The organism is Aquabacterium sp. OR-4 (genome assembly GCF_025290835.2).
Lineage (GTDB): Bacteria > Pseudomonadota > Gammaproteobacteria > Burkholderiales > Burkholderiaceae_C > Pseudaquabacterium.
Map to the genome: position 1 here is coordinate 738,651 of NZ_JAOCQD020000001.1, position 18,861 is coordinate 757,511.

Genomic DNA, 18,861 nt, shown 5'->3' on the forward strand with positions numbered 1-18,861 from the left:
CGACACAGGAACACAGGAGAAATCACATGAAGGGTTTGCTGGACCTGTTCAAGCAATTCACCCCCGACGAGCACTTCGACGCGATCCGTATCGGCATCGCGTCGCCGGAGAAGATTCGGTCGTGGTCGTTTGGCGAGGTGAAGAAGCCGGAGACCATCAACTACCGTACGTTCAAGCCTGAGCGTGACGGCTTGTTCTGCGCCAAGATCTTTGGCCCGATCAAGGACTACGAGTGCCTGTGCGGCAAGTACAAGCGCCTGAAGCACCGTGGCGTGATCTGCGAGAAGTGCGGCGTCGAGGTCACCCAGACCAAGGTGCGCCGCGAGCGCATGGGCCACATCGACCTGGCCGCGCCCTGCGCGCACATCTGGTTCTTGAAGTCGCTGCCGTCGCGTCTGGGCCTGGTGCTCGACATGACGCTGCGCGACATCGAGCGCGTGCTGTACTTCGAAGCTTATGTCGTGGTCGACCCCGGCATGACCCCGCTGAAGAAGTTCTCCATCATGACCGAGGAGGACTACGACGCGAAGCGTGCCGAGTTCGGTGAGGAGTTCGTCGCCCTGATGGGTGCCGAGGGCGTGCAGAAGCTGCTGGCCGACATGGATCTCGACGTCGAGATCGATCGCCTGCGCAACGACATGACCGGCTCTGAGCTCAAGGTCAAGAAGAACTCCAAGCGCCTGAAGGTGATGGAGGCCTTCAAGAAGAGCGGCATGAAGCCCGAGTGGATGGTGATGAACGTCCTGCCGGTGCTGCCGCCCGACCTGCGCCCGCTGGTGCCGCTGGACGGTGGCCGCTTCGCCACGAGCGATCTGAACGACCTGTACCGCCGCGTCATCAACCGCAACAACCGCCTGGCGCGGCTGCTGGAGCTGAAGGCGCCCGAGATCATCGTGCGCAACGAAAAGCGCATGCTGCAGGAGGCGGTGGACTCGCTGCTCGACAACGGCCGCCGCGGCAAGGCCATGACCGGCGCCAACAAGCGCGCGCTCAAGTCGCTGGCCGACATGATCAAGGGCAAGGGCGGCCGCTTCCGCCAGAACTTGCTGGGCAAGCGCGTCGACTACTCGGGCCGTTCGGTGATCACCGTGGGCCCGACGCTCAAGCTGCATCAGTGCGGTCTGCCCAAGCTGATGGCGCTGGAGCTGTTCAAGCCCTTCATCTTCTCGCGCCTCGAAGCCATGGGCATCGCGACGACGATCAAGGCGGCCAAGAAGGAAGTCGAGTCCGGCACGCCGGTGGTGTGGGACATCCTTGAAGAAGTCATCAAGGAGCACCCGGTTCTGCTGAACCGCGCTCCCACCCTGCACCGCCTGGGCATCCAGGCTTTCGAGCCGGTGCTGATCGAAGGCAAGGCCATCCAGCTGCACCCGCTGGTGTGCTCGGCCTTCAACGCCGACTTCGACGGTGACCAGATGGCCGTTCACGTGCCGCTGTCCATCGAGGCGCAGATGGAAGCCCGCGTGCTGATGCTGGCGACCAACAACGTGCTGTTCCCGGCCTCGGGCGAGCCGTCGATCGTGCCCTCGCAGGACGTGGTGCTGGGTCTGTACTACGCCACCCGCGAGCGCACCAACGGCCGCGGCGAAGGCATGATCTTCTCCGACATGAAGGAGCTGCAGCGCGCGCTCGACGTCGGCGTGGTCGAGATCACCGCCAAGATCAGCGTGCGCATGGTCGAGTGGAGCCGCGACGAAAACGGCGAGTTCCAGCCCGAGACCAAGCTGGTCGACACCACCGTCGGTCGTGCGCTGCTCAGCGAGATCCTGCCCAAGGGCCTGCCCTTCGCCAACATCAACAAGGCGCTCAAGAAGAAGGAAATCTCGCGCCTGATCAACACCAGCTTCCGCAAGTGCGGCCTGAAGGAAACCGTGGTGCTGGCCGACAAGCTGCTGCAAAGCGGTTTCCGTCTGGCCACGCGCGCCGGCATCTCGATCGCCATCGACGACATGCTGGTGCCGCCGCAGAAGCACGACCTGATCGCCCGCGCCGAGAAGGAAGTCAAGGAGATCGAGCAGCAGTACGTCTCGGGCCTGGTCACGGCCGGCGAGCGCTACAACAAGGTGGTCGACATCTGGGGCAAGACCGGTGACGAGGTCGGCAAGGTCATGATGACCCAGCTGTCCAAGCAGAAGGTCATCGACCGCCACGGCAAGGAAGTGGACCAGGAGTCGTTCAACTCCATCTACATGATGGCCGACTCCGGTGCCCGCGGCAGCGCCGCGCAGATCCGCCAGCTGGCGGGCATGCGGGGCCTGATGGCCAAGCCGGACGGCTCGATCATCGAGACGCCCATCACGGCCAACTTCCGCGAAGGCCTGAACGTTCTGCAGTACTTCATCTCCACCCACGGCGCCCGAAAGGGCCTGGCGGACACGGCGCTGAAGACCGCGAACTCGGGCTACCTGACCCGCCGTCTGGTCGACGTGACCCAGGATCTGGTGGTCACCGAGAGCGATTGCGGCACCGAGAACGGCTTTGCGACGCGCGCGCTGGTCGAGGGCGGTGAAGTCATCGAATCGCTGCGTGACCGCATCCTGGGCCGCGTCGCCGCGGTCGAGGTGCTGCACCCCGAGACCCAAGAGCTGCTGATGACCGCCGGCACCATGCTGGACGAAGACGCGCTCGACATCCTCGAGGCCGCCGGTGTCGACGAAGTCAAGGTCCGCACGCCGCTGACCTGCGCCACCCGTTTCGGCATCTGCGCTCGCTGCTATGGCCGCGACCTGGGCCGCGGCGGCCTGGTGAACATCGGTGAGGCCGTGGGCGTGATCGCCGCGCAGTCGATCGGCGAACCCGGCACGCAGCTGACCATGCGCACGTTCCACATCGGTGGTGCGGCGTCGCGTGCAGCCATCGCCTCGAGTGTCGAAGCCAAGAGCGACGGCATCATCGGGTTCAACCCGACGATGCGCTACGTCACCAACGGCAAGGGCGAGCTGGTGGTCATTTCGCGTTCGGGCGAGATCATCATCTCCGACCAGCACGGCCGCGAGCGCGAGCGCCACAAGGTGCCGTACGGCGCCACGCTGAACATCAAGGCCGACCAGACCATCAAGGCCGGCCTGGTGCTCGCCAACTGGGATCCGCTGACCCGCCCGATCATCACCGAGTTCGCCGGCAAGGCGCGCTTCGAGAACGTCGAGGAAGGTGTCACCGTCGCCAAGCAGGTCGACGAGGTCACCGGCCTGTCGACCCTGGTGGTGATCGACCCCAAGCGCCGCGGCGCGGCCAAGGTCATCCGTCCGCAGGTCAAGCTGCTCGACACTCAAGGCCACGAGGTCAAGATCCCCGGCACCGACCACTCGGTGACCATCGGCTTCCCGGTCGGCTCGCTGGTCCAGATCCGCGACGGCCAGGACCTGGCGCCGGGCGAGGTGCTGGCACGTATTCCGGTCGAAGGCCAGAAGACGCGCGACATCACCGGCGGTCTGCCGCGGGTGGCCGAGCTGTTCGAGGCCCGTTCGCCCAAGGACGCCGGCACCCTGGCCGAGATCACCGGCACCGTGTCGTTCGGCAAGGAGACCAAGGGCAAGGTTCGCCTGCAGATCACCGATCCGGACGGCAAGGTCGAAGAGATCCTGGTGCCCAAGGAAAAGAACATCCTGGTGCACGAAGGCCAGGTGGTGAACAAGGGCGAACTGATCGTCGACGGCGCAGCCGATCCGCAGGACATCCTGCGTCTGCTGGGCGTCGAGGAACTGGCGCGCTACATCGTCGACGAAGTGCAGGACGTGTACCGACTGCAGGGTGTGAAGATCAACGACAAGCACATCGAGGTGATCGTTCGCCAGATGCTGCGTCGCGTGCAGATCACCAACAGCGGCGACAGCCACTACATCGTCGGCGAGCAGGTCGAGCGCTCGGAGCTGTTCGACACCAACGACCGGCTGCGTGGCGAGGAGAAGATGCCCGCCACCTACGCCGACGTGCTGCTGGGTATCACCAAGGCCTCGCTGTCGACCGACTCGTTCATCTCGGCCGCTTCGTTCCAGGAAACCACCCGGGTGCTCACCGAGGCGGCCATCATGGGCAAGCGCGACGAGCTGCGCGGTCTGAAGGAAAACGTCATCGTCGGCCGCCTGATCCCTGCAGGCACCGGCATGGCCTACCACCAGGCCCGCAAGGTCAAGGAAGAGCTCGACGACACCGAGCGTCGCGCCATCGCCATGCAGGAGGCCGAAGAACTGGCCGCCGTGCAGATGGCGGCGGTGGATGCCGCGGCACCGGCCGCTGGCGGCGAGGACCGCGCGGGCGACTGATCGTCCGCGGTGCGCGGCCGGCGACGGCTGGCCCGCACCGATGTCGACCACACCCCCCAAGGGGCGGCCGCGAGGTCGCCCCTTTGTCGTTTCAGGCCGCGGCCGAGGGTGTTGCGCCGCCGCTCGCCTGCCAGCGAGCGGGGGCCAGCACGGTCACGCCGCGCGGCAGCGCGCGCCGCGCCAGGTGCAGCAGCGCGCGGTCGCGGCTGAACAGCCAGCGGGCCGGCCAGGCCAGGGCCAGATCGATGAACTTCTGGTCGTCAGGGTCGCGGCAGATCAATGGCGGCCCGGGGACAGCGGCCGCGGGCACCAGGCTCACATGCTGGTGCACCGTGGCCAGGACGCGGTCAGGGTCAAGCGTCCAGCGCGCGTCAAACGGTCGGCCCAGCACGTGCGCCAGTTCGTCGACCATGGCCTGGGTGGCCACCCAGCGCAGCTGCCCGGCAGCCAGCGCGCGCACCAGCGGCTGCACGCCGACATCACCGAACACCAGCCAGTCCAGCACCACGTTGGTGTCGATCACGGCGCACTCTGCCGGCGCCGCCACGGCGTGGTCCGCGGTCGGCTGGGGGGCCCTGTGGGCCGGTGCATCCATGGCGTGGGTGGGCCGAGACATCAGTGACCTTGTGGAAAAACCAGGCGCTGAATATAATCGCGGGCTTTTCGGCAGTTACGTCATCCGCATCGACGGGTGACTCCGGGCAGACGTCAAGACAGGCGTCGAACTCCGCAACCAGATGTCGGTCATTCGGCAGTCTGGCGGGGTTCGGCGCCGTTCGCGCTTTTCGCTCGGATTTTCGGAAGCCGCTGTGGCTTTCCGGTGGCCGAAATGTGCGTGACTTCAAACGGGAACAAGTTACCTATGCCAACCATCAACCAGCTCGTGCGCCACGGCCGTGAGGTCGAGGTCACCAAGAGCAAGTCGCCTGCGATGCAGAACTGCCCGCAGCGCCGCGGCGTGTGCACCCGCGTGTACACCACCACCCCCAAGAAGCCGAACTCGGCGCTGCGGAAGGTCGCCAAGGTGCGTCTGACCAACGGCTTCGAGGTCATCAGCTACATCGGCGGTGAAGGCCACAACCTGCAAGAGCACAGTGTTGTGCTCGTGCGCGGCGGCCGTGTGAAGGACCTGCCGGGCGTGCGCTACCACATCGTGCGCGGCTCGCTCGACCTGCAGGGCGTCAAGGATCGCAAGCAGTCGCGCTCGAAGTACGGCGCGAAGCGTCCGAAGAAGTAAATGGCCGCTGCGGGCCCTGGCGCTGACGCCGGGTTCGTCAAGCGGTGGTCATGACCGGCTGCCATGCTGCCGGCTCATGGTTTTTGCGGCGCATTCGCCAACGTGCGGATGGCCGAGTAAGCGAGGGGGTTCGTTGCGTGACCTCCCAGGCGGTGAGCCTTGATGGCCCTGCCAGCTGAAGCTGACAAAGGAAGAGTGAAATGCCACGTCGTCGCGAAGTACCGAAGCGCGAGATCCTCCCTGACCCGAAATTCGGTTCGGTGGACCTGTCCAAGTTCATGAACGTCATCATGGAGTCCGGCAAGAAGGCCGTGGCTGAGCGCATCATCTATGGCGCCCTCGACCAGGTCGAGAAGAAGGCCGCCAAAGACCCGCTCGAGGTGTTCATGGTTGCGCTGAACAACGTGAAGCCCATGGTCGAGGTGAAGTCCCGCCGTGTGGGTGGTGCGAACTACCAAGTTCCCGTGGAAGTTCGTCCTGTCCGCCGGATGGCCCTGGCCATGCGCTGGCTCAAGGAATCGGCCCGCAAGCGCGGCGAGAAGTCGATGGCTGCACGCCTTGCCAACGAGCTGCTGGAAGCCAGCGAAGGCCGTGGCGGCGCGATGAAGAAGCGCGACGAAGTTCACCGCATGGCCGAAGCCAACAAGGCGTTCTCGCACTTCCGCTTCTAAGCCCCGTACCAGCCCTTCGGCCGCCCCTGCGGGTTATCACTGACCCGAGGGCGGCCCCTGCATTTGGAGATCCATCATGGCCCGCAAGACCCCCATCGAGCGCTACCGCAACATCGGTATCAGTGCGCACATCGATGCTGGCAAAACCACCACCACCGAACGCATCCTGTACTACACCGGTGTGAACCACAAGATCGGTGAAGTGCACGACGGTGCGGCCACGATGGACTGGATGGAGCAGGAGCAGGAACGCGGCATCACGATCACCTCGGCTGCCACCACCTGTTTCTGGAAGGGCATGGATCTGTCGCTGCCCGAGCACCGCATCAACATCATCGACACCCCCGGGCACGTCGACTTCACCATCGAGGTGGAGCGTTCGATGCGCGTGCTCGACGGCGCCTGCATGGTCTATTGCGCAGTGGGTGGTGTGCAGCCCCAGTCGGAAACCGTCTGGCGCCAGGCCAACAAGTACCACGTGCCGCGTCTGGCCTTCGTCAACAAGATGGACCGCACCGGCGCCAACTTCTTCAAGGTCGTTGACCAGATGAAGACGCGCCTGAAGGCCAACCCCGTGCCCATCGTGATTCCGATCGGCGCCGAAGAAAACTTCAAGGGCGTGGTCGACCTGCTCAAGATGAAGGCCATCTTCTGGGATGAGGCCTCGCAGGGCATGAAGTTCACCTACGAAGAGATCCCGGCGGATCTGGTCGAGCTGGCCCAGGAATGGCGCGAGAAGATGGTCGAGGCTGCGGCCGAGGCCAACGAAGAGCTGATGAACAAGTACCTCGAGTCGGGCGACCTGACCGAGGACGAGATCAAGACGGCGATCCGCACCCGCACCATCGCGGCCGAGATCCAGCCGATGTTCTGCGGCACCGCGTTCAAGAACAAGGGCGTGCAGCGCATGCTGGACGGCGTGATCGACTTCATGCCCTCGCCGATCGACATCCCCCCGGTGCCCGGCACCGACGAGGACGAGCAGCCCGTCACCCGCCGTGCGGCGGACGACGAGAAGTTCGCCGCGCTGGCGTTCAAGCTGATGACCGACCCGTTCGTCGGCCAGCTGACCTTCGTGCGCGTGTACTCGGGCGTGCTGCAGTCGGGCTCGACCGTCTTCAACCCGATCAAGGGCAAGAAGGAGCGCATCGGCCGGATTCTGCAGATGCACGCCAACCAGCGTGAAGAAATCAAGGAAATTCTGGCCGGCGACATCGCCGCCTGCGTGGGCCTGAAGGAAGTGACCACGGGCGAAACCCTGTGCGATCCCGACCACGTGATCACGCTGGAAAAGATGATCTTCCCCGAGCCGGTGATCTCGCAGGCTGTCGAGCCCAAGACCAAGGCCGACCAGGAGAAGATGGGCATCGCGCTGGGTCGTCTGGCTGCAGAAGACCCCTCGTTCCGCGTGCGCACCGACGAAGAGTCGGGTCAGACCATCATTTCCGGCATGGGCGAGCTGCACCTGGAAATCATCGTCGACCGCATGAAGCGCGAGTTCGGTGTCGAGGCCAACGTCGGCAAGCCGCAGGTGGCCTACCGCGAAACCATCCGCAAGGCGGTCACCGACGTCGAAGGCAAGTTCGTGCGCCAGTCGGGCGGCAAGGGCCAGTACGGCCACGTCGTGCTGACCGTCGAGCCGCAAGAGCCGGGCAAGGGCTTCCTCTTCGTCGACGCCATCAAGGGCGGCGTGGTGCCGCGCGAGTTCATCCCCGCGGTCGAGAAGGGCCTGATCGACACGCTGCCGAACGGCGTGCTGGCCGGCTTCCCGGTGGTGGACGTGAAGGTCACGCTGACCTTCGGTTCGTACCACGATGTGGACTCGAACGAAAACGCGTTCAAGATGGCCGCGTCGATCGGCTTCAAGGACGGCTGCCGCAAGGCCAGCCCGGTGATCCTCGAGCCGATGATGGCCGTGGAAGTTGAGACGCCCGAAGACTACGCCGGCACGGTGATGGGCGACCTGTCCAGCCGCCGCGGCATGGTGCAGGGCATGGACGACATGGTCGGCGGTGGCAAGGTCATCAAGGCCGAAGTGCCGCTGTCGGAAATGTTCGGCTACTCGACCTCGCTGCGTTCGGCCACGCAAGGTCGTGCCACGTACACGATGGAGTTCAAGCACTACTCCGAAGCGCCCAAGAACGTGGCCGACGCGATCATCACCGCGCGCGCCAAGTAAACACCTCTTCGGTCTTTGGCACCCGGGCAGCAGCCCGGGCCGGGGCTGCTGCCCGTGGCAGCCCCATCGCTGGAGACCTAAAACCTCCACGGGAAACGCTCTTTCGAGACGGAGATTGAAATGGCAAAAGGCAAGTTCGAACGTACCAAGCCGCACGTGAACGTGGGCACGATTGGTCACGTTGACCACGGCAAGACGACGCTGACGGCGGCGATCACGACGATTCTGGCCAAGAAGTTCGGCGGCGAGGCCAAGGCCTACGACCAGATCGACGCAGCGCCCGAAGAGAAGGCGCGCGGCATCACGATCAACACCGCGCACGTCGAGTACGAGACGGCCAACCGCCACTACGCGCACGTGGACTGCCCGGGCCACGCCGACTACGTGAAGAACATGATCACGGGTGCGGCGCAGATGGACGGCGCGATCCTGGTGTGCTCGGCCGCTGACGGCCCGATGCCCCAGACCCGCGAGCACATCCTGCTGGCGCGTCAGGTGGGCGTGCCCTACATCATCGTCTTCCTGAACAAGTGCGACATGGTCGACGACGCCGAGCTGCTCGAGCTGGTCGAAATGGAAGTGCGCGAGCTGCTCAGCAAGTACGACTTCCCGGGCGACGACACCCCGATCGTCAAGGGCTCGGCCAAGCTGGCCATCGAAGGCGACACCGGTGATCTGGGCGAGCAGGCGATCTTCCGTCTGGCCGACGCACTCGACAGCTACATCCCGACGCCCGAGCGCGCCGTGGACGGTGCCTTCCTGATGCCGGTGGAAGACGTGTTCTCGATCTCGGGCCGCGGCACGGTGGTGACCGGTCGCGTCGAGCGCGGCATCGTCAAGGTCGGCGAAGAAATCGAGATCGTGGGCATCCGTGCCACGGTCAAGACCACCTGCACCGGCGTGGAAATGTTCCGCAAGCTGCTCGATCAGGGCCAGGCTGGCGACAACGTGGGCATCCTGCTGCGCGGCACCAAGCGTGAAGACGTCGAGCGCGGCCAGGTGCTGTGCAAGCCGGGTTCGGTCAAGCCGCACACCCACTTCACCGCCGAGATCTACGTGCTCAGCAAGGAAGAGGGCGGCCGCCACACCCCGTTCTTCAACAACTACCGTCCCCAGTTCTACTTCCGCACGACGGACGTGACCGGCGCGGTGGAGCTGCCGAAGGACAAGGAAATGGTGATGCCCGGCGACAACGTGAGCATCACGGTCAAGCTGATCGCCCCGATCGCGATGGAAGAAGGCCTGCGCTTCGCCATCCGTGAAGGCGGCCGCACCGTCGGCGCCGGCGTCGTCGCCAAGATCATCGAGTAAGGAGCGGACATGTCCAAGCAAAAGATCCGCATCCGCCTGAAGGCCTTCGATTACAAGCTGATCGACCAGTCGGCCCTCGAGATCGTCGAGACCGCCAAGCGCACCGGTGCCATCGTCAAGGGCCCCGTGCCCCTGCCCACGCGCATGCAGCGTTTCGACATCCTGCGTTCGCCGCACGTCAACAAGACCAGCCGCGACCAGTTCGAGATCCGCACCCATCAGCGCCTGATGGATATCGTCGACCCCACCGACAAGACCGTGGACGCGCTGATGAAGCTCGACCTGCCGGCCGGCGTGGACGTCGAGATCAAGCTGCAGTAATCGAGCGCCAGGCCGTGCGAACGGCCGCCTGCTTGCGGGTTTCTCCGCAAGCAGGCTAGAATCGCAGACTTTTCGCGCCAGGCCTTTCGTGGGCTTGGCGCATGCGTGCTTCCTGGGGTGAATGTCGGGCAGAACCTTCTGCCTGGTGTGCGCCTCAAGAAGGCCACGCAAACACCGCCCCGGCCAATCGATGTCGGGTGTACGTAACAAAGGCCTCCCAATCGTTGGAGGCTGGAGAAGAGCCATGACGACAGCCGCAGCAGGCTATCGCCTCGGTTTGCTGGGCCGCAAGGTCGGCATGATGCGCATCTTCACGGACGATGGCGACACCATCCCCGTGACGGTGCTCGACGTGTCGAACAACCGCATCGCCCAGGTCAAGACCGAAGCCACGGACGGCTACAACGCCGTCCAGGTGACGTTTGGTTCGCGCAAGGCATCGCGCGTGACCAAGCCGCAAGCCGGCCACCTCGCCAAGGCGGGTGTGGAAGCCGGTGAGATCCTCCAAGAATTCCGTGTGCCGGCCGACGTGGTCGGCCAGTACGCCGCTGGTGCCACGGTGCCGGTGACGCTGTTTGCCGTGGGCCAGAAGGTCGACGTGCAGGGCACGTCGATCGGCAAGGGCTTCACGGGCACCATCAAGCGCCACAACTTCGGCTCGCAGCGCGCGTCGCACGGCAACAGCCGTTCGCACAACGTGCCGGGTTCGATCTCGATGGCGCAGGATCCGGGCCGCGTGTTCCCGGGCAAGAAGATGTCCGGCCACCGCGGCGACGTGACTGTCACCACCCAGAACCTCGACATCGTGCGTGTCGATGAGGCCCGCCAGCTGCTGCTGGTGCGTGGCGCTGTTCCGGGTGCGAAGACCGGTTTCGTCACCGTGCGTCCCGCGATCAAGGCCAAGCAGAAGGGAGCCCAGTGATGCAACTCGAGCTCCTGAACGAACAGGGCCAGGCCACCGCCAAGGTGGACGCTCCCGATACCGTGTTCGCCCGTGACTACAACGAAGCGCTGGTGCACCAGGTGGTCGTGGCCTATCAGGCCAATGCCCGCCAAGGCACGCGCTCGCAACTCACGCGCGCCGAGGTTCATCACTCGACCAAGAAGCCTTTCCGCCAGAAGGGCACCGGCCGCGCTCGCGCCGGTATGACCTCGTCGCCGCTGTGGCGCGGGGGCGGTCGCATCTTCCCGAACAAGCCTGACGAGAACTTCTCGCAGAAGCTGAACAAGAAGATGTATCGCGCCGGCATGGCGTCGATCCTGTCGCAGCTGGCCCGTGACGGTCGCCTGGCGGTGGTGGACTCGATCTCGATCGAGGCGCCCAAGACCAAGCTGCTGGCCGCCAAGTTCAAGGCCATGGGTCTGGACTCGGTGCTGGTCATTGCCGACACCATCGACGACAACCTCGCGCTGGCCTCGCGCAACCTGGCCAATGTGCTGGTGGTTGAGCCGCGCTACGCCGATCCGCTGTCGCTGGTCTTCTACAAGAAGGTGCTGGTGACCAAGGCCGCGATCGAGCAGCTCAAGGAGATGTTCGCATGACCGCTCCCAAGTACACCGAGGGCCGTCTGGCCCAGGTGCTGATTGCACCGATCGTGTCCGAGAAGGCCACGAACGTTGCCGAGAAGCACAACCAGGTGCTCTTCAAGGTGATGCGTGACGCCACCAAGCCCGAGATCAAGGCCGCCGTCGAGCTGCTGTTCAAGGTCGAGGTCGAGGCTGTCCGCGTTGCCAATCAGAAGGGCAAGGTCAAGCGCTTCGGGGGCCGCATCGGCCGCCGCGACCACGCCAAGAAGGCGTATGTGTCGCTGAAGCAGGGCCAGGAGCTCAACTTCTCCGGGGAGGCTGCGTAAGTCATGGCCGTCGTCAAAGTCAAGCCCACTTCGCCCGGCCGCCGTGCCGTGGTCAAGGTGGTGCACAAGCACCTGCACAAGGGCGCGCCCGAGGCTTCGCTGCTCGAGCCGCAGAAGCAGAACTCTGGCCGCAACAACAACGGTCACATCACGGTGCGTCACAAGGGTGGTGGCCACAAGCACCACTACCGTGTGGTCGACTTCAAGCGCAACAAGGACGGTATTCCGGCCAAGGTTGAGCGCATCGAGTACGACCCGAACCGCACGGCGCACATCGCGCTGGTGTGCTACGCCGACGGCGAGCGCCGCTACGTGATCGCCCCGCGCGGTCTCGAAGTGGGCGCCACGCTGCTGAGCGGTGCCGAGGCCCCGATCAAGGCGGGCAACACGCTGCCGATCCGCAACATCCCGGTGGGTTCCACGATCCACTGCGTGGAGATGCTGCCTGGCAAGGGTGCGCAGATCGCGCGCTCGGCCGGCACCTCGGTCACGCTGATGGCCCGCGAAGGCATCTACGCGCAGGTTCGCCTGCGTTCGGGTGAAGTGCGCAAGATCCACATCGATTGCCGCGCCACGATCGGCGAAGTGTCGAACGAGGAACACAACCTGCGCCAGTACGGCAAGGCCGGTGCCATCCGCTGGAAGGGCATTCGCCCGACCGTGCGCGGCGTCGCGATGAACCCGGTGGATCACCCGCACGGTGGTGGCGAAGGCCGTACCGGCGAGGGTCGTGCCCAGGTGTCGCCGTGGAACACGCTGACCAAGGGCTATCGCACCCGTAACAACAAGCGCACGCAAGGCATGATCGTCTCGCGTCGCAAGAAGTAAGGGGCACAGAACATGACTCGTTCGCTCAAGAAGGGTCCGTTCGTGGACCACCACTTGATGGCCAAGGCCGAAAAGGCCGCCGCCAACAAGGACAAGAAGCCGATCAAGACCTGGTCGCGCCGCTCGACGATCCTGCCCGATTTCATCGGCCTGACGATCGCCGTCCACAACGGCAAGCAGCACGTGCCCGTGTATGTGACCGACCAGATGGTTGGCCACAAGCTCGGCGAGTTCGCCCTGACCCGCACGTTCAAGGGTCACCCGGCGGACAAGAAAGCCAAGAAGTAAAGGGGCACGACGATGGAAACGAAAGCAATCGTCCGCGGCGTCCGCCTTTCGGTGGACAAGGGCCGCCTCGTGGCTGACCTGATTCGTGGCAAGAAGGTGGACCAGGCTCTCAACATCCTGACCTTCACGCAGAAGAAGGCCGCCGGCATCGTGCGCAAGGCGCTCGAGTCGGCCATCGCCAACGCCGAGCACAACGACGGGGCCGACATCGACGAACTGACCGTCAAGTCGATCTACGTCGAGCAAGGCGCCACGCTCAAGCGTTTTGCGGCCCGGGCCAAAGGCCGCGGCAACCGCATCAGCAAGCCCACCTGTCACATCTTTGTGACGGTCGGCAACTGAAAGGCTGAGGGAAAAACATGGGACAGAAGATCCATCCGACCGGCTTCCGCCTGGCGGTGACCCGTGCCTGGGCTTCGCGCTGGTACGCATCGAACCGCAACTTTGCGGGCATGCTGGCCGAAGACCTCGACGTGCGTGAGTTCCTCAAGAAGAAGCTGAAGAACGCCGCCGTCTCGCGCATCCTCATCGAGCGCCCCGCCAAGAACGCGCGCATCACCATCTTCTCGGCGCGTCCGGGTGTGGTGATCGGCAAGAAGGGCGAGGACATCGAGAACCTGAAGGCCGAACTGACCAAGCGTCTGGGCGTGCCGGTGGCCGTGAACATCGAAGAAATCCGCAAGCCGGAAATCGATGCGCAGCTGATCGCCGACTCGATCACCCAGCAGCTCGAGAAGCGCATCATGTTCCGCCGCGCCATGAAGCGTGCGATGCAGAACGCGATGCGCCTGGGTGCGCAGGGCATCAAGATCATGAGCGCCGGTCGTCTGAACGGCATCGAGATCGCCCGCACCGAGTGGTACCGCGAAGGTCGCGTGCCGCTGCACACGCTGCGCGCCGACATCGACTACGGCTTCTCCGAGGCCAAGACCACCTATGGCGTCATCGGCGTCAAGGTGTGGGTGTACCGCGGTGACAACCTCGGCCGCGGTGACGCGCCGGGCGCCAACCAGCCGCAGACGCCTGAAGAAGATCGTCGCCCGCGCCGTGGCCCGCGCCCTGGTGCGCCGGGTGCCGACCGCCGTGGCCCGCGCACCGACCGTGCGCCGACCGCCGACGCCCGTCCGGCCGACGCCGGCGGCGCAGGCCAACCCGCTGCCAAGCGTGTCCGCAAGGTCACGCCCGGCACCGGCGCAGCCTAAGGAGTTCACAACATGCTGCAACCAGCACGTCGCAAATTCCGCAAGGAACAGAAGGGCCGCAACACGGGTGTCGCCACCCGCGGCGCCAATGTGTCGTTCGGCGAGTTCGGCCTGAAGGCCACCGAGCGCGGCCGCTTGACGGCGCGTCAGATCGAGGCGGCTCGCCGCGCGATCTCGCGTCACATCAAGCGCGGCGGTCGGATCTTCATCCGCATCTTCCCCGACAAGCCGATCTCGCAAAAGCCGGCCGAAGTTCGTATGGGCAACGGCAAGGGCAACCCCGAGTACTACGTGGCCGAGATCGTTCCGGGCAAGGTGCTCTACGAGCTCAACGGCGTGCCCGAGGCGCTGGCCCGCGAGGCGTTCACGCTGGCCGCTGCCAAGCTGCCGCTGCGCTGCACCTTCGTCGCGCGCCACGTCGGCACGTGATCACGGAGACCAACATGACCAAAGCATCCGATCTCCGCGCCAAGGACATCGCGGGCCTCGAAAAGGAGGTCACCGATCTCCTGAGGGCCCACTTCGGCCTGCGCATGCAAAAAGGCACGCAGCAGCTGAACAACACGTCGCAGCTGGGCAAGACCCGCCGTGACATCGCTCGTGCCAAGACCATCCTGGCCGAGAAGAAGAAGGGAGCCGCCAAGTGAGCGAAGCCCAAGTCCAACGCGAGAAGAACACGCGTACGCTGGTGGGTCGCGTTGTCAGCGACAAGCGCGCCAAGACGGTTACCGTTCTGGTCGAAAGCCGTGTCAAGCACGAGCTGTACGGCAAGATCGTCGGCCAGTCGCGCAAGTACCACGCGCACGACGAAAACGGCGAATACAAGATGGGTGACACCGTCGAGATCGCCGAGAGCCGTCCGCTCAGCAAGACCAAGAACTGGACGGTGACCCGTCTGGTGCAAAAGGCCGGTCTGATCTAAACCGGACGCTGGCAGGGGCCACGGCCGCTGCCACAGGCCACGACGGCCGGGACACTGGGATACTGGTGCCCCGGCCGTCGCCATTTCTGCGACGGCCTTTCCACTTCAGGAGACAAAGCCATGATCCAAATCGGCGACCGCCTGCCTGGCGGCACCCTGTACGAATTCATCGAGGTCGAGGGCGAGGGTTGCGCCATCGGGCCGAATCCGTTCGACATCGAGAAGGCCACGGCGGGCAAGACGATTGCGCTGTTCGCACTGCCGGGTGCCTTCACGCCCACCTGCTCGGCCAAGCATGTGCCGGGTTATGTGGAACAGGCCGAGGCGCTGCGCGCCGCCGGCGTCGACGAGATCTGGTGCGTCAGCGTCAACGATGCCTTCGTGATGGGCGCCTGGGGCCGCGCGCAAGGCAGCACCGGCAAGCTGCGAATGATGGCCGACGGCAGTGGCGACTTCGCCCGTGCCACCGGCCTGACGCTGGACCTGGCCGCTCGCGGCATGGGCCTGCGCAGCAATCGCTACTCGATGCTGGTGGTCGATGGCGTGGTTGTGGCGCTCAACGTCGAAGGACCGGGCAAGTTCGAGGTGTCCGACGCAGCCACCCTGCTGGGTCAGGCGCAACAACGCGCCGCCTGAAAAATATCGGAGGGGCTGCTTGACGCGTCGCGTCGAATGCAGCCATAATCCGCAGCTTCGCCGCTGAAGGCATATGCGCGTTCGCGCAGTGTGGCTTCAGCGGATCCGCCCAAACAAAGCCTGCAGATCCTCTGCAGGCGATGACGGGCCCAAGACTGATTTGCTGCCAGGGGCGTTGTTGCCCTTGCGCATGCGGATCAAGTTGGGGACACACATGATCCAAATGCAATCGCGACTCGACGTCGCTGACAACACGGGCGCGAAGTCCGTCATGTGCATCAAGGTGCTCGGTGGTTCCAAGCGCCGTTATGCCGGAATCGGCGACATCATCAAGGTGTCGATCAAAGAAGCCGCTCCGCGTGGCCGCGTCAAAAAGGGCGAGGTCTACAGCGCTGTGGTGGTTCGCACTGCCAAGGGCGTGCGCCGCCAGGACGGCTCGCTGGTGAAGTTCGACGGCAATGCCGCCGTGCTGCTCAACGCCAAGCTCGAGCCGATCGGCACCCGCATCTTCGGCCCGGTCACGCGTGAACTGCGCAGCGAGCGCTTCATGAAGATCGTGTCGCTGGCGCCTGAAGTGCTGTAACGAGCGCAGGTCAAAGGACTGTAGCCATGAACAAGATTCGCAAGGGCGACCAGGTCATCGTGACCACCGGTCGCGACAAGGGCAAGCGCGGCACGGTGACGCTGCGCGTCGACGAGGAAAAGATCCTCGTTGAGGGCATCAACGTGGTGAAGAAGCACGTCAAGCCCAACCCCATGAAGGGCACCACGGGTGGCGTGATCGACAAGACCATGCCGATCCACCAATCCAACGTCGCGATCTTCAATCCGGCCACCGGCAAGGGTGACCGGGTTGGCGTGAAGTTGCTGGCCGATGGCAAGAAGGTTCGCGTCTTCAAGTCCAGCGGCGAAGAGATCAAGGCGTAACGAGGTTCCTCATGGCTCGTCTGCAACAGTTTTACCGCGAGAAGGTCGTTCCCGACCTGATGGCGAAGTTCGGCTACACGTCGGTGATGGAAGTGCCGCGCCTGACCAAGATCACGCTCAACATGGGTGTGAGCGAGGCGGTCGCCGACAAGAAGGTCATGGATCACGCTGTGGGTGATCTGACCAAGATCTCCGGCCAGAAGCCGGTGGTGACCAAGAGCCGCAAGGCCATCGCAGGCTTCAAGATCCGCGAGAACCTGCCCATCGGCTGCATGGTCACGCTGCGCGGTGTGCGCATGTTCGAATTCCTCGACCGCTTCGTCACCATCGCGCTGCCGCGCGTGCGTGACTTCCGCGGCATCTCGGGTCGCTCGTTCGATGGTCGCGGCAACTACAACGTTGGCGTCAAAGAACAGATCATCTTTCCCGAGATCGAGTACGACAAGATCGACGCGCTGCGTGGCCTGAACATCAGCTTCACCACCACGGCCAAGACCGACGACGAGTGCAAGGCGCTGCTGGCTGCCTTCCGCTTCCCGTTCAAGAACTGAGGTGCTTTGTGGCCAAACTTTCCCTCAAGCAGCGTGAAGAGAAGCGCGAGAAGCTGGTTGCCAAGTACGCGAAGAAGTACGCCGAGCTGAAGGCCGTCATTGGCGACAGCAAGCGTTCGGACGAAGAGCGTTACCTGGCGCGTCTGGAGCTGCAGAAGCTGCCGCGCAACGCCAACCCGACCCGTTTGCGCAACCGCTGCGAACTGACCGGTCGTCCGAATGGCGTGTTCCGCACCTTCGGTCTGGGCCGCATGAAGATCCGTGAGCTCGCCTTCAAGGGCGACATCCCGGGCGTGACCAAGGCCAGCTGGTAAGCGCGGGCACGAGCAGGAGATAACGCAATGAGCATGAGTGATCCGATTGCCGACATGCTGACGCGCATCCGCAACGCGCAGATGGTGCAAAAGGCTGTGGTCGTGATGCCCTCGTCGAAGCTGAAGGTCGCGATCGCCCAAGTCCTGAAGGACGAGGGTTACATCGACGGCTTCCAGATCAAGGCCGATGGCGCCAAGAGCGAGCTGGAAGTGGCGCTGAAGTACTATGCCGGCCGCCCGGTCATCGAGCGCATCGAGCGCGTGAGCCGTCCTGGCCTGCGCATCTACAAGGGCCGTGACGAGATTCCGCAGGTCATGAACGGCCTGGGCGTCGCCATTGTCACCACGCCCAAGGGTGTGATGACCGACCGCAAGGCGCGCCAGACGGGCGTGGGCGGCGAAGTGCTGTGCTACGTGGCCTGACGGGCGAAGGAGAGGCAACAATGTCCCGCGTTGGAAAGATGCCGATCGCCGTCCCGCAAGGTGTGGATGTGCAGATCTCGGCCGAACAGATCACGGTCAAGGGCGCCAACGGCACCCTCAGCCGTGCGGCCAATTCGCTGGTCACCATCGAGAAGGATGGTGCGGTGCTCAAGCTGGCTCCGGCCAATGACAGCACCGAAGCCAATGCCATGAGCGGCACCATGCGTGCACTGCTCAACAACATGGTCACGGGTGTCAGCAAGGGCTTCGAGAAGAAGCTCAACCTGGTTGGCGTGGGCTTTCGTGCCCAGGCCCAGGGTGCCAAGCTGAACCTGCAGATCGGTTTCTCGCACCCGGTGGTCAAAGACATGCCCGCCGGCATCAAGGTCGAGACCCCGAGCCAAACTGAAATCCTGATCAAGGGTGCCGACCGCCAGGTTGTGGGCCAGATCGCCGCCGAAGTGCGCGCCATCCGTCCCCCCGAGCCTTACAAGGGCAAGGGCATCCGCTACGCCGACGAGCGCGTGGTGATCAAGGAAACCAAGAAGAAGTAAGGGGCTGATCATGCTGAACAAGAAGGAACAGCGCCTTCGTCGCGCACGTCAGACCCGCGTCCGCATCGCCGATCAAGGCGCGGTGCGCCTGACCGTCTTCCGCACCAATCTGCACATCTACGCCAGCGTCACCTCCGGCGACGGCGCGACCGTGCTGGCCTCGGCCTCGACGGTCGAGAAGGAAGTGCGCGAGCAGATCGGCAAGGACAAGGGCGGCAACACCGCTGCTGCCGTGCTGGTGGGCAAGCGCATCGCCGAGAAGGCCAAGGCAGCCGGTGTCGAGAAGGTGGCTTTCGACCGTGCTGGTTTCGCTTACCACGGCCGCGTGAAGGCGCTGGCCGAGGCGGCGCGTGAAGCCGGCCTGCAGTTCTGACGCGGCTTA

25 protein-coding genes are annotated in these 18,861 nt (G+C 64.5%); 24 read left to right on the forward strand and 1 reads right to left on the reverse strand.

The window, feature by feature from the left end; translation table 11 throughout:
* Window positions 1-26: 26 nt before the first annotated feature.
* Complete coding sequence (gene rpoC / locus N4G63_RS03020; RefSeq protein ID WP_314599331.1) at window positions 27-4,262, forward strand: DNA-directed RNA polymerase subunit beta'; 4,236 nt, start codon at window positions 27-29, stop codon at window positions 4,260-4,262.
* 91 nt (window positions 4,263-4,353) lie between these two features.
* Here rpoC and N4G63_RS03025 read toward each other — a convergent pair whose 3' ends face one another.
* Window positions 4,354-4,809: a PIN domain-containing protein gene (locus tag N4G63_RS03025; protein ID WP_260788837.1), complete on the reverse strand. Its 456-nt coding sequence runs from the start codon at window positions 4,807-4,809 to the stop codon at window positions 4,354-4,356.
* A gap of 315 nt (window positions 4,810-5,124) precedes the next feature.
* Between N4G63_RS03025 and rpsL the strand changes: the two genes are divergently transcribed.
* The 23 genes from rpsL to rplR all read left to right on the forward strand — a co-directional run bounded on the left by rpsL (window position 5,125) and on the right by rplR (window position 18,852).
* Window positions 5,125-5,499, forward strand: a complete 375-nt coding sequence (rpsL, locus tag N4G63_RS03030) for a 30S ribosomal protein S12 (protein WP_089416226.1) — start codon at window positions 5,125-5,127, stop codon at window positions 5,497-5,499.
* A 200-nt stretch (window positions 5,500-5,699) separates the two neighbouring features.
* Window positions 5,700-6,170 (forward strand): 30S ribosomal protein S7, encoded by a 471-nt coding sequence (rpsG, locus tag N4G63_RS03035; protein ID WP_260788836.1) that lies wholly within the window; start codon window positions 5,700-5,702, stop codon window positions 6,168-6,170.
* A gap of 76 nt (window positions 6,171-6,246) precedes the next feature.
* Window positions 6,247-8,349 (forward strand): elongation factor G, encoded by a 2,103-nt coding sequence (gene fusA, locus N4G63_RS03040; RefSeq protein WP_260788835.1) that lies wholly within the window; start codon window positions 6,247-6,249, stop codon window positions 8,347-8,349.
* 120 nt (window positions 8,350-8,469) lie between these two features.
* On the forward strand, window positions 8,470-9,660 hold the full coding sequence (tuf, locus tag N4G63_RS03045; RefSeq protein WP_260788834.1) for an elongation factor Tu: 1,191 nt from the start codon (window positions 8,470-8,472) through the stop codon (window positions 9,658-9,660).
* A gap of 9 nt (window positions 9,661-9,669) precedes the next feature.
* Window positions 9,670-9,981: a 30S ribosomal protein S10 gene (gene rpsJ, locus N4G63_RS03050; RefSeq protein WP_260788833.1), complete on the forward strand. Its 312-nt coding sequence runs from the start codon at window positions 9,670-9,672 to the stop codon at window positions 9,979-9,981.
* A gap of 244 nt (window positions 9,982-10,225) precedes the next feature.
* The gene (rplC, locus tag N4G63_RS03055) at window positions 10,226-10,903 is read left to right on the forward strand and encodes a 50S ribosomal protein L3 (protein WP_260788832.1); all 678 of its coding nucleotides are present in this window, start codon (window positions 10,226-10,228) and stop codon (window positions 10,901-10,903) included.
* Window positions 10,903-11,523, forward strand: a complete 621-nt coding sequence (rplD, locus tag N4G63_RS03060) for a 50S ribosomal protein L4 (RefSeq protein WP_260788831.1) — start codon at window positions 10,903-10,905, stop codon at window positions 11,521-11,523. Before rplC ends, rplD begins: the two co-directional genes overlap by 1 nt.
* Window positions 11,520-11,834 (forward strand): 50S ribosomal protein L23, encoded by a 315-nt coding sequence (gene rplW, locus N4G63_RS03065; protein ID WP_260788830.1) that lies wholly within the window; start codon window positions 11,520-11,522, stop codon window positions 11,832-11,834. The genes rplD and rplW overlap by 4 nt, the downstream gene beginning before the upstream one ends.
* Before the next feature lie 3 nt (window positions 11,835-11,837).
* Window positions 11,838-12,662, forward strand: a complete 825-nt coding sequence (gene rplB, locus N4G63_RS03070) for a 50S ribosomal protein L2 (RefSeq protein WP_260788829.1) — start codon at window positions 11,838-11,840, stop codon at window positions 12,660-12,662.
* Window positions 12,663-12,674: 12 nt separating this feature from the next.
* Window positions 12,675-12,950, forward strand: a complete 276-nt coding sequence (rpsS, locus tag N4G63_RS03075; RefSeq protein ID WP_314599332.1) for a 30S ribosomal protein S19 — start codon at window positions 12,675-12,677, stop codon at window positions 12,948-12,950.
* 12 nt (window positions 12,951-12,962) lie between these two features.
* Window positions 12,963-13,292 carry a 50S ribosomal protein L22 gene (rplV, locus tag N4G63_RS03080; protein WP_314599333.1) on the forward strand — a complete coding sequence of 110 codons (330 nt, stop codon included), beginning with the start codon at window positions 12,963-12,965 and terminating at the stop codon, window positions 13,290-13,292.
* Between the two features lie 17 nt (window positions 13,293-13,309).
* A complete protein-coding gene (gene rpsC / locus N4G63_RS03085; protein ID WP_260788826.1) occupies window positions 13,310-14,152 on the forward strand; it encodes a 30S ribosomal protein S3 in 843 nt (280 codons plus the stop codon).
* A 12-nt stretch (window positions 14,153-14,164) separates the two neighbouring features.
* A complete protein-coding gene (gene rplP / locus N4G63_RS03090; RefSeq protein WP_260788825.1) occupies window positions 14,165-14,581 on the forward strand; it encodes a 50S ribosomal protein L16 in 417 nt (138 codons plus the stop codon).
* Between the two features lie 14 nt (window positions 14,582-14,595).
* Window positions 14,596-14,799: a 50S ribosomal protein L29 gene (gene rpmC, locus N4G63_RS03095; RefSeq protein WP_260788824.1), complete on the forward strand. Its 204-nt coding sequence runs from the start codon at window positions 14,596-14,598 to the stop codon at window positions 14,797-14,799.
* A complete protein-coding gene (gene rpsQ / locus N4G63_RS03100) occupies window positions 14,796-15,074 on the forward strand; it encodes a 30S ribosomal protein S17 (RefSeq protein ID WP_260788823.1) in 279 nt (92 codons plus the stop codon). Before rpmC ends, rpsQ begins: the two co-directional genes overlap by 4 nt.
* A gap of 120 nt (window positions 15,075-15,194) precedes the next feature.
* Entirely contained in the window at window positions 15,195-15,710 is a 516-nt protein-coding gene (locus tag N4G63_RS03105; protein WP_314599334.1) for a peroxiredoxin, read from the forward strand.
* A 214-nt stretch (window positions 15,711-15,924) separates the two neighbouring features.
* Entirely contained in the window at window positions 15,925-16,293 is a 369-nt protein-coding gene (rplN, locus tag N4G63_RS03110) for a 50S ribosomal protein L14 (protein WP_260788821.1), read from the forward strand.
* A gap of 26 nt (window positions 16,294-16,319) precedes the next feature.
* Entirely contained in the window at window positions 16,320-16,637 is a 318-nt protein-coding gene (rplX, locus tag N4G63_RS03115; RefSeq protein ID WP_260788820.1) for a 50S ribosomal protein L24, read from the forward strand.
* Window positions 16,638-16,648: 11 nt separating this feature from the next.
* Window positions 16,649-17,188, forward strand: coding sequence for a 50S ribosomal protein L5 (gene rplE, locus N4G63_RS03120; RefSeq protein WP_260788819.1), 540 nt, complete (start codon window positions 16,649-16,651; stop codon window positions 17,186-17,188).
* A gap of 8 nt (window positions 17,189-17,196) precedes the next feature.
* Window positions 17,197-17,502, forward strand: coding sequence for a 30S ribosomal protein S14 (rpsN, locus tag N4G63_RS03125; protein WP_260788818.1), 306 nt, complete (start codon window positions 17,197-17,199; stop codon window positions 17,500-17,502).
* A gap of 27 nt (window positions 17,503-17,529) precedes the next feature.
* A complete protein-coding gene (gene rpsH, locus N4G63_RS03130; protein WP_260788817.1) occupies window positions 17,530-17,925 on the forward strand; it encodes a 30S ribosomal protein S8 in 396 nt (131 codons plus the stop codon).
* Window positions 17,926-17,945: 20 nt separating this feature from the next.
* Complete coding sequence (gene rplF, locus N4G63_RS03135; protein WP_260788816.1) at window positions 17,946-18,479, forward strand: 50S ribosomal protein L6; 534 nt, start codon at window positions 17,946-17,948, stop codon at window positions 18,477-18,479.
* Window positions 18,480-18,489: 10 nt separating this feature from the next.
* Window positions 18,490-18,852, forward strand: a complete 363-nt coding sequence (gene rplR / locus N4G63_RS03140; RefSeq protein WP_260788815.1) for a 50S ribosomal protein L18 — start codon at window positions 18,490-18,492, stop codon at window positions 18,850-18,852.
* Window positions 18,853-18,861: the final 9 nt, after the last annotated feature.